Genomic DNA, 16425 nt, shown 5'->3' with positions numbered 1-16425 from the left:
ATATTGCTATGGTTGTATGAGGTAAAAACACGTAAAAGCATATCTCTGGAGGAGTTGTGGGACAAATTATTGTACGTGTAATTGCAAGTTTAGTTTCTGTTGCTGCTGCATTTGTTATGAACGTTTTTCCATCTATTAATGTTGAAGGACGTGGTGTTTTTGAAGGCTCTGCTTCTAGTTCATCAAGAAGTTCATTAAGAAGTGCCAAAAATAATGCAATAAAAAGTGCAGATAATGGGAATAGTAATTCTGCTGAAGATAATCGTTTGAATGGTTTTGCCGATGGTGATGCCAATAATCCTGATTTTAAGTTGCCTTCAAAAGTGGCGTCGTCATTTAAGAATAGTGACGAAGTAGTTTCTTCAAAATATGCTCTTACATCTACTGGTCATTTGAAATCTCTTAAAACTGGCGATATTGTTACTGATCCTAAAATTATTGGTACTAAAGACAAGCAGCCAGATCCTCTTGCTAAGAGCGATGGAAGACGTTTTACGCCTATTACTGTTGGAGATTTGCGAAAAGCAATTAAGCGCTACAATTCTACGAATTCTGCCAATCCTACAAATTCTGCCAATCCTTCCAAAGTTCGTCTAATAAGCTCAAATCAGCCTATTCCAGACGAGTCTAAATCTTCTGCTAAAGCAAAAGATTCAACAATATTGTCTTCTAAAACAGCCACAACAACTGATGGTATTGTTCGCAAAGCCTATTTGCCTGTAACAAATTATGGTGTGGAATGGGAAGATTACAATGGTTCTCAATCATTCTTTGATGGCAACGGAAACATGTTTGCTTATAACGCTAGAGGTGTTATAGATGTTTCTGAACATCAGCATGAAATTGATTGGGCTGCTGCTAAAGCCGCTGGAGTAGAAGGTGCAATAATTCGCATCAGCTACGGTTGGGATAATGGCTACGATAAGTATGCTGTACGAAATATCAACGAATGCAAGCGTTTAGGTATTCCTTTTGGAGTTTATGTTTATTCCTACGCTGAAACGCCTTCTGATGGCGCTTCCGAAGGTGCCGATGTGGCAAGGCTTTTGCAAGGTGCTGGAGTTAATCCAAGTGACCTTTCATACCCTGTTTACTACGATTTGGAAAGATGGGAGTGGGCAGGGCATCAACCACCTACTGATCCATACGTTTATCAGAATATTGTCGCATCGTGGTGGAATCAGCTGGCTTCTGCTGGATACACTAATCTAGGTGTTTATTCTTATGCTAATTATTTAAACGGTCCGCTTAATTCCCAATATATTCACGATCGTACAAGCTGGGTTGCTAGCTATGGTGCCACTACGCTTTTTAACATTACAACACCATTAGGCGGCTGGCAGTACACTTCTAGCGGTTCTGTATCTGGAATTCAAGGTAATGTTGATTTAAATGCATTTGGTACTAGGCCAACTACGCCTACAAGCCGCGCTCACATCGATTTTACGTGGATTATTCGCAGTAACGATATAGCTGTAGGCGCTGCAGCAAGTAGTAGTATTTACAATCATATGGAATACCGTTGGCTTGCTTACGATTTGCTTAATAAGCAGTGGAAGACTATTTCTGACTGGTCTGTTAGCAATTGGGCTTCTTGGGTGACAAGCAACGGTGATTATTGGCTTCACTGTGATGTTCGTGATTCGTTCACTAAGAAGCCTTTGGGTAACAAAACCATTGCTTTCCATTATGAGATTCAAAATGCACCGGCTCCTGTTTTTACAGGTGATACCGTGATTTCTGGCACTTATGCGGCTTGGCGTGGTAGCAATGTTTTACTAGGTGCTACTACAAATAATCCTAATGGTTACACGATTATCAAAATATATGACTATAACGCCAAACAATGGGTGAGCCAATTTAAGGGTCCATGGGCTTTGTGGAGTCCTAAACCTGGAATTTATTGGACACATTTTGAAGCCTACACATCTAATGGTACACTCAAAGATACTAAGACTTATGCTTTTGGAGTGTAGTTTTAGACTAAGAGTTAATATTTTCTTTGGTTGTTTCGTTTAAGAGAAAAATGGACCAGGTGCAATAGCATTTGGTCCATTTTTGTGCGCGAGATGGGACTTGAACCCACATGTCGTAAGACACAGGAACCTAAATCCTGCGCGTCTACCATTTCGCCACTCGCGCTTAAATCGCCTAAAACAAGCGAAAAAGAAACTTTAAGAGCCACTTGACAGAATCGAACTGTCGACCTTCTCATTACGAGTGAGACGCTCTACCGACTGAGCTAAAGTGGCAATTTGCCCGAGAAGCATTCGCGACTCGCGCACAAATCAAATACTATATATTAATATTTGCAATTTGTCTAGCATGACGCGCCGCAAATGTTCGCATGTGTTCTAGTCAAAGTGTATTTCTGTCCGCTTTTGTGAGTATCTTGGCAATTGGAAGATAGTGATGCACAAGTTCCACTTTGCGCGCATTTACACGTGTTTACTTTATAGTTCACTGTGATTCTCGATGATTATTGTGATTAAAACGTGTTCGAGTGTGCCTAAAGATTGATAAAACAAGGCATCACGTCACTTCATTCAAGATGAAAGGACCAAGAAATGGCCATCAATCCACCAGTTGACGCCGTTAAAACACCTGAATGGGCTGCTTTGCAGAAGCACTATGATGAATTGCAGTCCGAAGGCGTGAGCCTGAAGAAGTGGTTTGCTCAGGATGCAAATCGCGTGGATAAGTTGAGCTTCGAAGCTGGAGACCTCCACTTCGATCTTTCTAAGAATTTGATTAAGCCAGAGACGCTTAAGCTTTTCGCCGACCTTGCAAAGGCAGTTAAGCTTGATGAGCGCACTAAGGCGATGTACACTGGCGTGCACATTAACAACACCGAAGATCGTGCAGTATTGCACACCGCTTTGCGTCGTCCAGCCGAAGATGCTGGTAAGTTCATGGTAGACGGTCAGGATACCGTTGCCGACGTGCGTGAAGTGTTGGGTCGCATTTACGATTTTGCTAACGAAGTTCGCTCCGGCGCTTGGAAGGGCGTTACTGGCAAGAACATCAAGACCGTTGTAAACATTGGTATCGGCGGCTCTGATTTGGGTCCAGTCATGGTTTACGAAGCCTTGAAGCCATATGCTGATGCTGGAATTAGCGCTCGCTATGTTTCTAATATCGATCCAAATGATATGGCAGAGAAGACCAAGGATTTGGATCCAGAAACCACGCTTTTCATCATTGTTTCCAAGACTTTCACCACTTTGGAGACTTTGACCAACGCTCGTACCGCTCGTACCTGGTTGCTTAATAAGCTTCAGGAGTGCGGTGCTATTGACGGCAGCGACGCAAAGAAGGCTGAAGCTGTTGCTAAGCACTTCGTGGCTGTTTCCACCAACCTCGAGAAGGTTGAAGAGTTCGGCATTAACCCAACCAACGCTTTCGGATTCTGGAACTGGGTTGGCGGCCGCTACTCTGTGGATTCCGCTGTTGGCACTTCTTTGGCTGTAGTTCTTGGACCAGAGCGCTTCGAAGAGTTCTTGAAGGGCTTCCACGCAATCGATACTTACTTTGCTGAAACCCCATTCGAGAAGAATGTTGTTGTGCTTCTCGGTATGCTCAACGTTTGGTACCGCAACTTCTACAAGGTTGCTTCCCACGCTGTGCTTCCATACGATCAGTACTTGCACCGCTTCCCAGCTTATTTGCAGCAGCTCACCATGGAATCCAACGGTAAGTCTGTGCGCTGGGACGGCACTCCTGTAACAAGCGAAACCGGCGAAATCTTCTGGGGTGAGCCAGGCACCAACGGCCAGCACGCTTTCTACCAGTTGATTCACCAGGGCACTCAGCTTATTCCAGCTGACTTCATTGCTTTCGTGAACACGCCAAATCCTACTAAAGATGGCGATCAGGATGTGCACGAGCTCTTCTTGGGCAACTATCTTGCACAGACTAAGGCTCTTGCTTTCGGCAAGACTGCTGACGAAGTTCGCGCTGAAGGAACTCCAGAAGAGATTGTTCCAGCTCGCGTATTTAGCGGCAACCGTCCAACCACTTCTATCTTCGGCGAAGCTTTGACTCCATTTAGCTTGGGCGAGTTGATTGCTCTCTACGAGCACATCACCTTCGTCGAAGGCACTGTTTGGGGCTTGGATTCCTACGATCAGTGGGGTGTGGAGCTTGGCAAGCAGCTTGCAAAGCAGATTACTCCTGCAATCTCTAAGGATGACGATGCTTTGGCAGCTCAGGATGCTTCTACCCAGAGCTTGATTCGCTTCTATCGCGCTCATCGCAAGTAGTAGTGAGTGTGTAGCAATCTTATTTGATTGTTGATTTAAAGCCTCTTGTTGATTAAATCTTCAAGAGGCTTTTTCTCTAATCGACTTGCATGAGCACTTAGAGCGTAGCGCGCGAATGCACTTCGATTCAAAAATAGGTTGACACAAGAGCAGTGATAATTTATAATGAGCACGGTCGGTAGGTAAGGCTACCACGGGGATACGGGTTGCTGCCGCAACACAGTGGAGACACTGCAAGTTGGTCAACAGTCGTTGTCGATTTCAAGGCTTCGACTAATGCAACACCACCGCCCTGCGAAGCTGAAGCTTGAACGACAAGATTAAGGTTGATTTCTTTTGATTTAAAAATCACCTTGTGTCTTCTTGCTTGCCGTCCGGTTCAATGATGATACGATGATACGGTTTTGCGTTGGCGCGCACAAGCTAGAGGAGGTGATTGCCGTGAAACATGACAGTAGCAGTAGTACCAGTTGTAATCAAAGTGCTAATACAGTTAATGCCGTTAGTGACGATTCAGACAGTATTAGTAGTAGTACGGACGTTCCCCCTGAATATACAAAAGATGAATATAAAAAACCGGCAGTCACCGCCAAAATGTTTGCGATTACAGGTTTTGCGATTAAAGATTTTATTTTATTTGATTTGTTGGGATAAGTCGCCAGCAGCCGCGCGCTAAATAGGCGCTTCTAAAATAAAGTCTAAAATTCTAAGCAAAATTTAAGATAAACGCAAAAAATAGTGGTGATAAGCGGCAAACGCGTGTAAAAATACGCGTTCCCAGAGGACTTATCATGACAATATTTACAACATCTGGAAAAAACGGTGCTAGTACGCAAGTAGACGAAAACACTCGTTTTTGGTCCGACATTATTGTGTGCGTTGGTATAATCGCACTTTTCGGCGTAAGTGCATTCCTTTTGCAGCGCATTAACCAGCCAATTGGACCTAAAGGAATACCTTCCACGGTTTCAACCGACCTTATTAATTTGCCTTACTACACGCTTAGATCAGTGTTTCGTATGATGCTTGCGCTTATTGCGTCGCTGATTTTTACGATTGTTTACGGATCTCTTGCAGCGCGCAGCCGCCGACTAGGCAAGGTTCTTATTCCGTTGCTAGACATTTTGCAATCCGTTCCAATTCTTGGCTTCCTTTCAGCTACAGTAACGATTTGGCTGGTGATTTTCCCAGGATCGATGATGGGCGTTGAAGCCGCTTCGATTTTTGCAATTTTTACAAGCCAGGCTTGGAATATGACTTTCTCGTTCCACCGTTCGCTTTTAAGCGAGCCAAAAGAGCTAGATGAGGCAGTGCGCAGCTTGCAACTTACGCATTGGCAGCGATTCTGGGTACTAGATATGCCAAACGCAATGATTCCGCTGCTTTGGAATTGCATGATGAGCGTTGGCGGCGGATGGTTCTTCCTTACTGCTTCCGAAATGATTTCCGTAAACAATCACACTTACGCGCTTCCTGGAGTAGGTAGTTTTGTGGCGCAATCTGCAGCAGAAAACAAGCTTGGAAACATTTGGTGGGCTATTTTATCCATGATTGTTGTTGTGCTAGCGATTGACTTCTTCCTTTGGAAGCCGCTTACCGCCTGGGCAGAACGATTCCGCATAACTCAAAGCGCATCCGACGAGGAGCGAAAGAGTGCTGTTTTGACACTTATTCGTCATTCGCATGCCGACGAAGTTATTAGCAAGCTGTTTTCTCCGATTCGCGAATGGCTTGAAATTATTACACGACCATTCGGACGCACAGGTTCACAGTGGCCGCGTAAAGCATCACAGCGTAAACTTGGCGACTTGGTTTTCAACATTGTTATGGCTGTGCTGATTTTGGGGCTTGCTGCTCAAATGCTTTACTTTGTAGCAACTCGCACAGGTTTGCAGGAGTTCGCTACAGCTGGAGCGTTAGGAGCTTTGACTTTTGCTCGCGTAGCTGTGTTGATTTTTGTAAGCTCGCTGATTTGGGTTCCAGTAGGCGTATATATTGGCATGAATCCTAAGATTTCGCGAATTATGCAACCTGTTGTGCAAATTCTGGCTAGCTTCCCAGCAAACTTTGTGTTCCCATTTGCAATGATGTGGTTTATGGCTTGGCATATTGACCTTGGATGGGGAAGTATTATTTTGATGGCGCTTGGCACGCAATGGTACATTCTGTTTAACGTTATTGCAGGCGCTAGCGCGATTCCAGACGATTTACGAGAAATGGCAAGAAGCTTTAGATTAAATCGTATGCTCAAGTGGAAAACTCTTGTTTTGCCTGCGATTTTTGGATCCTGGTGCACTGGCGGAATTACTGCCGCTGGCGGTGCTTGGAACGCTTCGATTGTGTCAGAGATTGTGGAATATGGCAAGAATCACATGGCAACTCAGGGTTTGGGCGCGTATATTACGAATGCAACAACCGTTGGTGATTCTGTAAAAACGCTTGTGGGAGTAACGGTTATGAGCTTAATAGTGGTGTTAAGTAATCGACTGTTCTGGACGCCTTTGCAAAGGTATTCGGCAAAAAGATTTGTTTTGAATTAATCGACTAATCAATCGACTAATCAATCGAATAAATCAAATAAACTACGGAAAATTAAACTTTTTAAGTTTATAAACTTTTTAACTTTACAAAACAGATTGGCAAATATTATGAACACTTTGAACAAAACCGCAGAAAAGGCTGCGCAGAATTTGGCTGCGCAATCTTCAGTTACAAGCGATATCATCGACGCAAAACACATAACTCAAAGTTTCACATCGGATAGTGGAACTACTCAGCACGTACTTCACGATATATCGTTTACGTTGCGCGAAGGCGAAATCGTTGCAATTCTAGGGCGTTCTGGCGCTGGAAAATCAACCTTCTTGCGAACAATGGCAGGCTTAATTCAGCCAACAGAGGGAACTGTAACGTATCGCGGTCGCGAGCTTACTGGTCCAAACCCAGGGGTGGCAATCGTTTTCCAAACATTCGCACTTATGCCATGGCTTACAGTTCAAGACAATGTGGAGCTTGGTTTGCGCGCTAGAGGCGTTAGTAAAGAAAAGCGCACGGAGCTTGCTCTCGCAGCAATAGATGCTATTGGTTTGGACGGCTTTGAAACAGCGTACCCAAAGGAGCTTTCTGGCGGCATGCGTCAGCGCGTAGGTATTGCGCGCGCGCTTGTTTTGCGCCCAGATGCTCTGTTTATGGACGAGCCATTTTCTGCGCTTGACGTCCTTACAGCAGAAAATCTTCGTCAGGAAGTTCTTAAGCTTTGGTCTAGTGAAGAGCGTGATATCAAGTCTGTTGTAATCGTTACGCACAATATTGAAGAAGCTGTGCAAATGGCAGATCGCGTGGTGGTTTTGGGATCTCATCCTGGGCATTTGATTGCAGACGTGCAAGTTGATTTGCCTCGCCCGAGAGACAAACATAGTGCTGAATTTGAGGCGATGGTTGATAATCTTTATGCGATTTTGACTGGTTCTATGCCAGAGGGTGAATCTGAGCCAGATAATACTGATACAACGGTTGCTGGCGACTTGTCTGCTGCAGATGGCGATTCTCAACCTGTGGAACAGACGGATGCGGAAGAAACAGAAGCTGCTGCAATCGCCGACATGCTTATTCAAAAGCATCACGACGCGGAGGCAGAAGCTAAGCAAAACGAGGAGCAGGCGGATGCGGGGGAGCCGAAGCCTGAGCCTGTTGCTGTGCACTTGCTGCCGAACGCAACGCCAGGAGGAATGGCAGGTTTGCTAGACGTTATTTCGGAAGAGCCAGATGGCATTGATTTGGCTGATTTGGCTGCGGATCTGTCGTTCGAAATCGATGATTTGTTCCCACTTGTAGATGCTGGAACAATGCTTAATTTGCTTACAGCAGAAAATGGTCATATTACTATTACTCCAGCAGGTCAAGAATGGCATAATGCCGACATTTTGCACAGTAAGCAGGTGTTTGCGCGTCTTGCAATTGAGCATGCTCCTCTTGTTCATGCAATTGATCAGGCTTTGAGCCGAAACCGCAATGGCAAGCTTCGTGGCGAGTTGATTTTGGATTTGCTTCGCAGCAAGCATACGGACGCCTTGGCTCGTCAGCAATTTGATATTGCGATTAGCTGGGGTCGTTATGGTGAGCTTTTTGACTACGATGCCGATGATGACGAATTAACTCGTACTGTTGAGACGGCGCCGCTTAATGGCGTTGTGCGCTGAAATAGTGCGAAATAATGCTCAATAATGTCCATTATTGAGCATAAATTTGTGTTCTGTATGCTTTCGATAAGGCGATGCCGCATAGTCGACTTATCAATAGTCTAGCCTGCTTTTTTAAAGTTTTGGCAGATGGAAGCCCTGAAAAGTAAACTTTTTGGGAAGGATTATTCAAAGTAAAGTTGAAAAAGTTAAAATTAGACTAACTTACTTTGATGTAGCTTACGTCGATATGCGGCGGCGAGGAGGAATTATCATGGTGAATGCTGTAGAAGCATTTGATGCTAAGCATCTTAAGTCTGCTGAGGAAATCCCAGCTTTCCGTCCTGGAGATACTGTTGACGTTAACGTTAAGATTCAGGAAGGCAACAACACTCGTATTCAGACCTTTACTGGCGTTGTTATCGCTCGTAAGGGTGCTGGCGTTCGCGAGACTTTCGTTGTACGTAAGGTGAGCTTCGGCACTGGTGTTGAGCGTCGCTTCCCACTTCATTCCCCAGCTATCGATTCGATTAAGCTGGTTCGTAGTGGTCGCGTTCGTCGCGCTAAGCTTTACTACTTGCGCGCTTTGCGTGGTAAGGCTGCTCGTATTGCCGAGCGTCGTGACAACAGCGCTGCTAAGTAAATTTATTTAAGGTTAAGGATTTAACATTAAGGATTAATATGTCTGCCGAAGACTTGCAAAATAGCGATGGTCACATTGTTAATGTGGCAGGTCACGGCTTAAATCCTTCTCCAGTTCCACCGGAGCCAGAAGAAAGACCAAGTCTAACTTCTGGCTTCAGTGCTAAACGTGCTAGGCATGGAAAAATAAAAGGGAATCATATTTCTGGATATCAAGATAGTGATTATGATTCCTCTAAATCTCAGTCCAAGGTTCGTACTCGCAAGCTTTTTAAAACATCTTGGAAAGAGCTTGTTGCATGGTATCTTGTGCCTATTCTTGTTGTTATTTTTCTTCGTGTTTTTATTCTCGGCGTATATTTTATTCCATCTGGCTCCATGCTAGACACAATTCATATTGGCGATTATGTTGTTACGTCTAAGCTCACTCCTCGCCTGTTTTCACTAAATCGTGGAGATATTGTTGTTTTTGAAGATCCTGCTAATTGGCTTCAAGGTGAAAATAGTCGCGGCGGAATTGTGTCTGGTAAAGATCTTATAAAGCGTCTAATTGGATTGCCTGGGGATACTGTTGAATGTAAGGGCGATGGTGACCCAATTCTTGTTAACGGTGTTCCTGTGCTTGAATCTGCTTATATTAAACCAGGTGTAAGTCCTAGTTCCTTCCCGTTTAAGGTGAAGGTTAAACCTGGTCATGTATTTGTTCTAGGAGATAATCGCGCTAACTCTGCGGATTCTAGGTATCATAAGAATGATGGTGACGATGGTTTGGTACCTATTTCTAAGGTTGAAGGCGTGGCATTTATGCGTTTTTGGCCTTTGAATCGTATGGGTATTTTTGAAAATCATAGCGATGCGTTTGATGATGTAAGAAATAAGTCAGATGCTAAATAGTTCTTTTAAACGTGCGTAGATATTAGATTTGGGGAGATTTTGGCTGCTGTTCCGTCTTTTAACTTTGAGCAAGACATTTTAAAAAGTGGCTTCGATTGGGTTATTGGATTAGATGAGGTTGGACGTGGTAGTTTAGCTGGTCCTGTTATGGTTGGTGCTGCTCTTTTTGGTGCCGATAAAATTAATTCTGGTTATTTTCCTGATGGATTAGCTGATTCCAAGCTTATTAACGCTCACAAGCGTGAAGGATTATTGGAGCCTCTTGAAAATTGGTGCGATGCTTTTGCTGTTGGTTCTTGTACAAATCGCGAGATTGACGAGTGGGGAATAAGTTATGCTCTTGGTGTTGCCGCGATTCGTGCAATTTCAGATGTGCAAAACAGTATGAGATATAAGCTTGAAAATGCTCATATTGCAGCGATTTTAGATGGACCATTTAATTATATTGGTAAGGTTTCTGGAACTTTTGATGCACCTAGTATGGATTTTCCTGTTAAAGTTCACACTTTAGTTAAGGCTGATCAGAAGTGTGCTAGTGTTTCTGCAGCTTCTGTGATCGCAAAGGTGACTCGAGATTCTCTTATGACAAGCTTGTCTGACGATCCTAAATATAAAATTTACGATTTGGCACATAACAAAGGTTATGGTTCTAAATCGCATAGAGCTGCGATTTTAGAGTATGGTCCTAGTGATTTGCATCGTATTAGTTGGCATTTAAGCTAAAGTTCTTCGGCGTGTTGATGCCTGATGCTCAGCGTAATCTTGAATGCTAAAGGGGTAGTGAGCTAGTGCGTGGGTATGTGTTTGTAGAGAGTGTTTAGATAGCGTTTTTAAGAGATTTAAAGCTGATTTTAACAGTGCGAGCTACTCGAATTTGTAGATTCAATCTGCAGGGTATCGTGTGTGTACTTTGTAGTGCGTGAAAGTATTTTTGGAATTTAAAAGAGTTTTCTATGGAAAAGAAAAGGATAGTTAAATGATTGGTCGTTTCTTCGCTTTTGTTCCAGGTGTTAAGCACTTGGTTGTTTTAAGAGCGGCATGTCTTGCTATATCTTCTCTTGCGAATATTGGTTTTGTGTATGTTTGTGTTGGAATTCTTTCGCCAGTGCTTATTCCTGCAAAATATACTGGCAAATCCTTGTTAAGCTCTGTTGAATTGACGTCTTATCTTATTTCTCTTGTTGGAATACTCATCGTAAAATATATTGCGTTCCATCAGTCATGCACTATTTCTACCGAAATTGGAACTCGCGTATCTATGAAGCTTAGACCAAAAATGTTGCGTTCTATGCTTTCTTTGAGTTCTTCTAAAAAGTGGTCTAAGGGATATTCTTCTATTTGTGTGAACGATGATGTTGAGTGGGTTCAACGTTGGTATGGTTTACTTTTGCCGCAGATCATTGCTGCTTTTCCTATGCCTTTTGCGGTTAGTGTTGCAATGTTTTCAATAAACTCTTATGTTGCCACTATTTGCGTTTTTGCGTCAATTTTTTCTACTTTGGCACTTGTATCTGCTCTTGCAGATGTTCGCGTTTTGTGGCGCTGTTTATGCGTATTTTTAACGTATTTAATGACTGGCGTGGCAATTATTTCTACAGTTTGGCTTCTTTCTGTTAAATCTGTTGGTCTTCCTGCTGCAATGCTAACTTTGCCACTTCTTATGCTAAGCGTAGATCCAATACGTAGAGTTGCTAACTGTATGCATATTAAAAATCGGGCTGTTTTAGGTTTGAATAACATTAGTAACTTGTTTAAAAGTGTTGCTTCTAGTAAAGTTCATTCTTCTAATTTAGACTCTGTAGAATCTTCTGCTTCTGCAGATTCCATAGATTTCTCAGATAATAAAAAGTCACTGAGCATCCCAGATGGAGCTAATAATGTTTCTCTTCATGTGCGATGCAATTTCACTGAAAATAATAAACATTTGCGTGCATCCTTTAATATTTCAAGTGGAAAATTGAATGTAATGCCAAAGGAATACTACGAATTATTTACTAATAATGTTTTGAATGGCGTAGTTTTTAGCGATAAATCAGATGTTGCGTTATCTTACAGTGATAGATATGGTTTTTCTGAAGTAGATGTTGAATCGCCTTTTGTAGTATCTGATTTTGGTGATATTTCTGGAAACTCAACTTATGTTTCACTAAATAATGAAAATCCTGGTGCTATTGCAGATCTTGTTACTATTGTTCGTTCAAATAGTCATCTGTTTTCAGCCACTTTGCGAGAGAATCTGCTCATGGCATCGTCTAATGCTACTACTACATCTATGTGGCAAGCATTGCGTACTGCTCATGTAGATGGTGTTGTTTATGCGGATTATAACGGATTAGATTTGCGTGTAGACAATATTCAGGTTGAAAATAAGCAAGATATTTTCCGACGAATTATTATGGCTCGTGCGCTTATTCGTAGAACTCCAGTGTATATTTTCGACTATTCTTCAAGCGATATTAGTTCTGATGAAGCTAAGAATTTATGTGATATTTTGCGTCATGTTGCTAAAAAAACTACGATTCTTGTATTTTTGCCAGACGATAACTACGCTTCTAAAGCGGACAATTTGATTAACGTTAGTGTATATCATAATTCGCATTACACCAGTTCTAGTTCTATTAGCTCTTATGCCGAAAATTTCGCAGATGGTAGCGTTGATAAAGCTAATAAAGTAGACGAATATGCTAAAAGTTTTGATGAAAACTCTAATAAGAATTTTAATAATGCCAAACACGAAGGCTTATTGAAAGATTTATCTCATGAAAGTAAATCAACTATATCTTCGTTGAAAAAGGCGTTTTTTGCGATTCTTTCAGCATTCTCTACAGCAATCAATATAGTTTGCGCAGTATTGATACCTGTTTGCACTTTTGCAGCAATGTTCGCTATCGCTAATCGACCGCTTTTTGGACTTGCTATGCAAGAATACGTGCTTATCGTAAGCGTATGCGCATGTTTAAGATGCATAACATTAGTAACATCTTTTGCTGGCGTGGATCTTCATCATGCGCATTTGCACAAGGCAGGTTTAAGCATGAGTGTTGGAATGGTTTTGTCGATTATTCCAGCAATCGTTTTGTTATGTTACTTTGATATTCAAATTGCTATTTTTGCTGTTGTGATTTGTGCTCTAATAGTGTTTATAATTCCAGGATTATTTAGACTTAGACTCCGCAGTTTTATTAAAAAAGTTCATTCAGAGCAAAAGATGGTAGAGCTTGAAGTTGATGATGTAGAACTTGGTATTGATGAGGTTCTAGCTTTCCGACAGGGCGAGCATTGTGTTAAGCGTGTTGTTGATTCAATGCGTAAGCTTTCACAACAGCGAGTGCGATTATCTCGTAAAGTGGGAAGAATGCAGGCAATTCTTATGTCTGTTGCTCTTATAGGTATTGCGAACGCAATAATGCTTGTTTCTAACACTATTCACCCAATTGTCACTAAGAATCCACAATGGAATGTTGTTTACGCAGTTATGGCAATTATTGTGCTTATTAGCCTTATTCAACAAGTTCTAGACGTTGTTATTAGGCGTATTCCTTGGGTTGTAGATATAAATCATGCAGTACGATCATAATACGCATTATTCAAGTAACCCTATATCTAAAAGAATAGCCTCTTTTATATGGCTTATTTCTTTGGCTATTATTATAGGCATTGTTATTGGGCTTGTTTTGCCAAAAATCAATCATGATGTTGGCGAAATTACTGGTGAATACGCTGCTGATGGAGATGCTGCTGCTCTTCTTAATAAGCTAAAAGTCTCTAAATCACATCCGTCTGGATACAACAGGAGTGTCTTTGGATACAGGACTACAGATGTTGATAAAAATGGCTGTGATGTTAGAGAAGATGTTCTTGCTCGCGATTTAAAACAGGTTCGTTTTAAGTATTCTGGTTCTTGCAAAGTAGCATCAGGGCTTTTGCACGATCCTTATACCGGTTTAAATATTAATTTTGTTCGAGGAAGAAAAACTAGTGCTCTTGTTCAAATCGACCATGTTGTAGCACTAGAAAACGCTTGGCAATCAGGCGCTTGGAAATGGAGTCATGCCAAGAGGCTTAAGTTTGGTAACGATATGCTTAATCTTCTTGCTGTTCAAGGAGCAGCGAACCAAGAAAAAGGATCTGCTTCTGCGGCTTATTGGCTGCCATCTAATAAATTCTTTAGATGCGATTATGTTGCTAGGCAGATTGCTGTTAAGTATAAGTACGATCTTAGCGTTACTAATGCGGAAAAACGTAGCATGGCTTCAATTTTGCATGGTTGTTCTGCGCAGAAATTGCCTAACAGTTGAGTTCGACGCTAAGCTGCTTGTTTATGTTCATATATTTTGATGCATAGGCAAATATATAAAAAGGGTTCTAACCACTCATACTGGCTAGAACCCCTACTCGCGGAGAATACGAGATTCGAACTCGTGAGGCTGTTACACCAACACGCTTTCCAAGCGTGCGCCATAGACCACTAGGCGAATTCTCCACATCAATCATTGTGCTAAACAGCATAACGAAAGACAACTTAAATAAGATAACATAAACTGAGGATAATGCAAAGTCGCGCGTGGCGTATTGGTTTGAGTATGCAATCCTTGCAATTGCGTGTTGTTGATTATGTGCGTGTTGTTGATTATGTGATAGTGTAGATTTTTCATATGTAGTAAGCGATTTGCGAGGTTTGCGACTTACAACTTGCTACATATGCGCAAAACTACAGGATTATTAGCGAGTACGGGATGTAAGTTTAGAAGGTGTTTAGCATGGATGTTGGTTTTGTAAAGAATATCCAAAAAATAAAGCCTAAAAAGCCAAATCCTGCGGTGGATCATAGTCCTCGCACAATGATGATTGGCATAATCTTGACGATTCTTGGTGGCGCGCTTTGGGGCACGAATGCTACTGTTTCTAAGATTCTAATGTCGCAATACCTTGTGAGTCCGTTGCAAATCGCGTGCGTTCGTCAGCTTGCTGCAGGCGTGCTTTTTGTAATCGTTGCGTCAATTGTTAATCGTAAGCAACTCGTTGGTGCATTAAGCACAAAAAAATCATGGCCAATGCTAGTTGTAACAGGTATTGTGTGTGTGCTTTTAACGCAAGTGGCGTATCTTTTTACAATTGACTGGACTAATTCTGGCACGGCTACTGTTTTGCAAAGCCTGAATCTGCTTTTTGTGCTTGTTTATGTGTGTTTGCGGTCAAAAAGAACTCCGACTTTGCGCGAAAACATTGGTGTTTTGCTTGCATTTGCAGGAACTGCGCTTATGGCAACGGGAGGCAATTTTAGCTCGCTTTCGCTGCCGCTGATGGGACTTTTGTGGGGATTGGCAGATGCTGCAAGTACGGCGGCTCTTGCGATTATGCCAGTTAAATTGATTGCAAAATGGGGAAATCTTACTGTAAACGGAATTACGTTTATTATTGCAGGTCTTATTATGATGCCATTTGTGAAGCCATGGCAAACAATGCCTCCTTTGGATTTGCGCGCGTACTTGCTGTTTACTTTTACGATTGTTGGCGGAACTTTTGGCGCATATTGGATGTTTTTGGCTGGCGTTATGCGAGTTGGATCTGTGCGCGGAACGCTTTTGGGGGCGAGCGAGCCTGTTATGGCTGCAATCACGGCTGTTGTGTTTACGGGAGCTGTGTTCTCGTGGGCTGATTTTGCAGGATTTGCGCTTATTTTTATTATGATGATTTTATTGAGGTGATTATTACGAGTATGCAAGTCACAGGTAAAGAAGATAAAAGTAAAGAAGATAAAAATATGCAAGACGCACAAAATCAAGACGCACAAAACCCAGTCAATCGTGTAGAGCAGATGTATGAGTACGGCTACCGAAAGTCAAATTACGGTCCGGACGAGCTTGTAACAGACGCGCACGGAAATCCAATCAGCGTTATGGATGCCATGCTAAGCGCGCAAGATGCAAGCACTGCGCAAACTCAAACTCCGCACTTGTGCTTCTATTCGCCTAGAATCCCAGGAAACACAGGCTCTGCGATTCGCCTTTGCGCGGTAACGGGCACCATTTTGCATCTTGTAGAGCCGCTTGGATTTAATCTTCAAGACACAAAGCTTCGTCGCGCGGGTCTTGATTATCACGATATGGCACACGTTGTTATGCACCCGAATTTTGAAAACCTTGTGGAATCAATGCCAAATTCTCGCATAATCGCGTTTACTGCAAATGCCACAAAACTTTACACAGATATTGAGTATAAGCCGAACGATATTTTGCTTTTTGGACCAGAGCCAGGAGATATTCCAGACCCAATGGATATTATGGCTGGCCCTCATGTTGCGGAACAGGTTCGCTTGCCAATGCGTCCTTCGCTTAGAAGCTTAAATCTTACAAATTGCGCATCAATCGCCATTTATGAAGCGTGGCGTCAGCTTGGATTTGAGGGCGGAAAATAGTCTACAGAAAATAGCTTATAGAAAATAGCAA

The 16425-nt window shown here is 42.4% G+C and carries 12 protein-coding genes, 3 tRNA genes and 1 riboswitch; of the genes, 12 read left to right on the top strand and 3 right to left on the bottom strand.

Annotation, left to right across the window (positions count from 1 at the left end; all coding sequences use genetic code 11):
• The first annotated feature begins 56 nt into the window (after positions 1–56).
• A complete protein-coding gene (locus tag HXT25_RS01705) occupies positions 57–1976 on the top strand; it encodes a glycoside hydrolase family 25 protein (protein WP_422118618.1) in 1920 nt (639 codons plus the stop codon).
• A gap of 85 nt (positions 1977–2061) precedes the next feature.
• On the opposite strand, the gene HXT25_RS01700 is transcribed toward HXT25_RS01705, so the two are convergent.
• Both HXT25_RS01700 and HXT25_RS01695 read right to left on the bottom strand, forming a co-directional pair.
• Positions 2062–2142, bottom strand: a tRNA-Leu gene (locus tag HXT25_RS01700).
• 37 nt (positions 2143–2179) lie between these two features.
• Positions 2180–2252, bottom strand: a tRNA-Thr gene (locus HXT25_RS01695).
• 315 nt (positions 2253–2567) lie between these two features.
• Here HXT25_RS01695 and pgi point away from each other — a divergent pair.
• The 9 genes from pgi (at position 2568) to HXT25_RS01650 (ending at position 14274) form a co-directional block, all read left to right on the top strand.
• Positions 2568–4262, top strand: coding sequence for a glucose-6-phosphate isomerase (gene pgi, locus HXT25_RS01690; RefSeq protein WP_174190809.1), 1695 nt, complete (start codon positions 2568–2570; stop codon positions 4260–4262).
• 167 nt (positions 4263–4429) lie between these two features.
• Positions 4430–4590, top strand: a riboswitch (M-box (ykoK) riboswitch).
• Positions 4591–4703: 113 nt separating this feature from the next.
• Positions 4704–4916, top strand: a complete 213-nt coding sequence (locus HXT25_RS01685) for a hypothetical protein (RefSeq protein WP_226913173.1) — start codon at positions 4704–4706, stop codon at positions 4914–4916.
• Positions 4917–5053: 137 nt separating this feature from the next.
• Positions 5054–6802: an ABC transporter permease gene (locus HXT25_RS01680; RefSeq protein ID WP_004116636.1), complete on the top strand. Its 1749-nt coding sequence runs from the start codon at positions 5054–5056 to the stop codon at positions 6800–6802.
• Between the two features lie 108 nt (positions 6803–6910).
• The gene (locus HXT25_RS01675; protein ID WP_020760650.1) at positions 6911–8461 is read left to right on the top strand and encodes a nitrate/sulfonate/bicarbonate ABC transporter ATP-binding protein; all 1551 of its coding nucleotides are present in this window, start codon (positions 6911–6913) and stop codon (positions 8459–8461) included.
• A 253-nt stretch (positions 8462–8714) separates the two neighbouring features.
• Entirely contained in the window at positions 8715–9083 is a 369-nt protein-coding gene (rplS, locus tag HXT25_RS01670) for a 50S ribosomal protein L19 (protein WP_004114457.1), read from the top strand.
• 38 nt (positions 9084–9121) lie between these two features.
• Entirely contained in the window at positions 9122–9976 is an 855-nt protein-coding gene (lepB, locus tag HXT25_RS01665) for a signal peptidase I (RefSeq protein ID WP_004116642.1), read from the top strand.
• 39 nt (positions 9977–10015) lie between these two features.
• Positions 10016–10699, top strand: a complete 684-nt coding sequence (locus HXT25_RS01660; RefSeq protein WP_075038694.1) for a ribonuclease HII — start codon at positions 10016–10018, stop codon at positions 10697–10699.
• Between the two features lie 253 nt (positions 10700–10952).
• Positions 10953–13553, top strand: coding sequence for an ABC transporter ATP-binding protein (locus HXT25_RS01655; protein ID WP_422118617.1), 2601 nt, complete (start codon positions 10953–10955; stop codon positions 13551–13553).
• Complete coding sequence (locus HXT25_RS01650; RefSeq protein ID WP_422118616.1) at positions 13537–14274, top strand: HNH endonuclease family protein; 738 nt, start codon at positions 13537–13539, stop codon at positions 14272–14274. Before HXT25_RS01655 ends, HXT25_RS01650 begins: the two co-directional genes overlap by 17 nt.
• A gap of 100 nt (positions 14275–14374) precedes the next feature.
• On the opposite strand, the gene HXT25_RS01645 is transcribed toward HXT25_RS01650, so the two are convergent.
• Positions 14375–14459 (bottom strand) — tRNA-Ser (locus tag HXT25_RS01645).
• A 277-nt stretch (positions 14460–14736) separates the two neighbouring features.
• Between HXT25_RS01645 and HXT25_RS01640 the strand changes: the two genes are divergently transcribed.
• Together HXT25_RS01640 and HXT25_RS01635 are read left to right on the top strand one after the other, a co-directional pair.
• Positions 14737–15684, top strand: coding sequence for a DMT family transporter (locus tag HXT25_RS01640; RefSeq protein WP_004138573.1), 948 nt, complete (start codon positions 14737–14739; stop codon positions 15682–15684).
• Between the two features lie 56 nt (positions 15685–15740).
• Complete coding sequence (locus tag HXT25_RS01635) at positions 15741–16394, top strand: tRNA (cytidine(34)-2'-O)-methyltransferase (protein ID WP_225622766.1); 654 nt, start codon at positions 15741–15743, stop codon at positions 16392–16394.
• Positions 16395–16425: the final 31 nt, after the last annotated feature.

Source organism: Gardnerella sp. DNF00476 (assembly GCF_049262735.1).
GTDB lineage: Bacteria > Actinomycetota > Actinomycetes > Actinomycetales > Bifidobacteriaceae > Bifidobacterium > Bifidobacterium vaginale.
The sequence above is the reverse complement of the archived record's forward strand: the minus strand, read 5'-3'. Positions and strand labels throughout refer to the sequence as shown.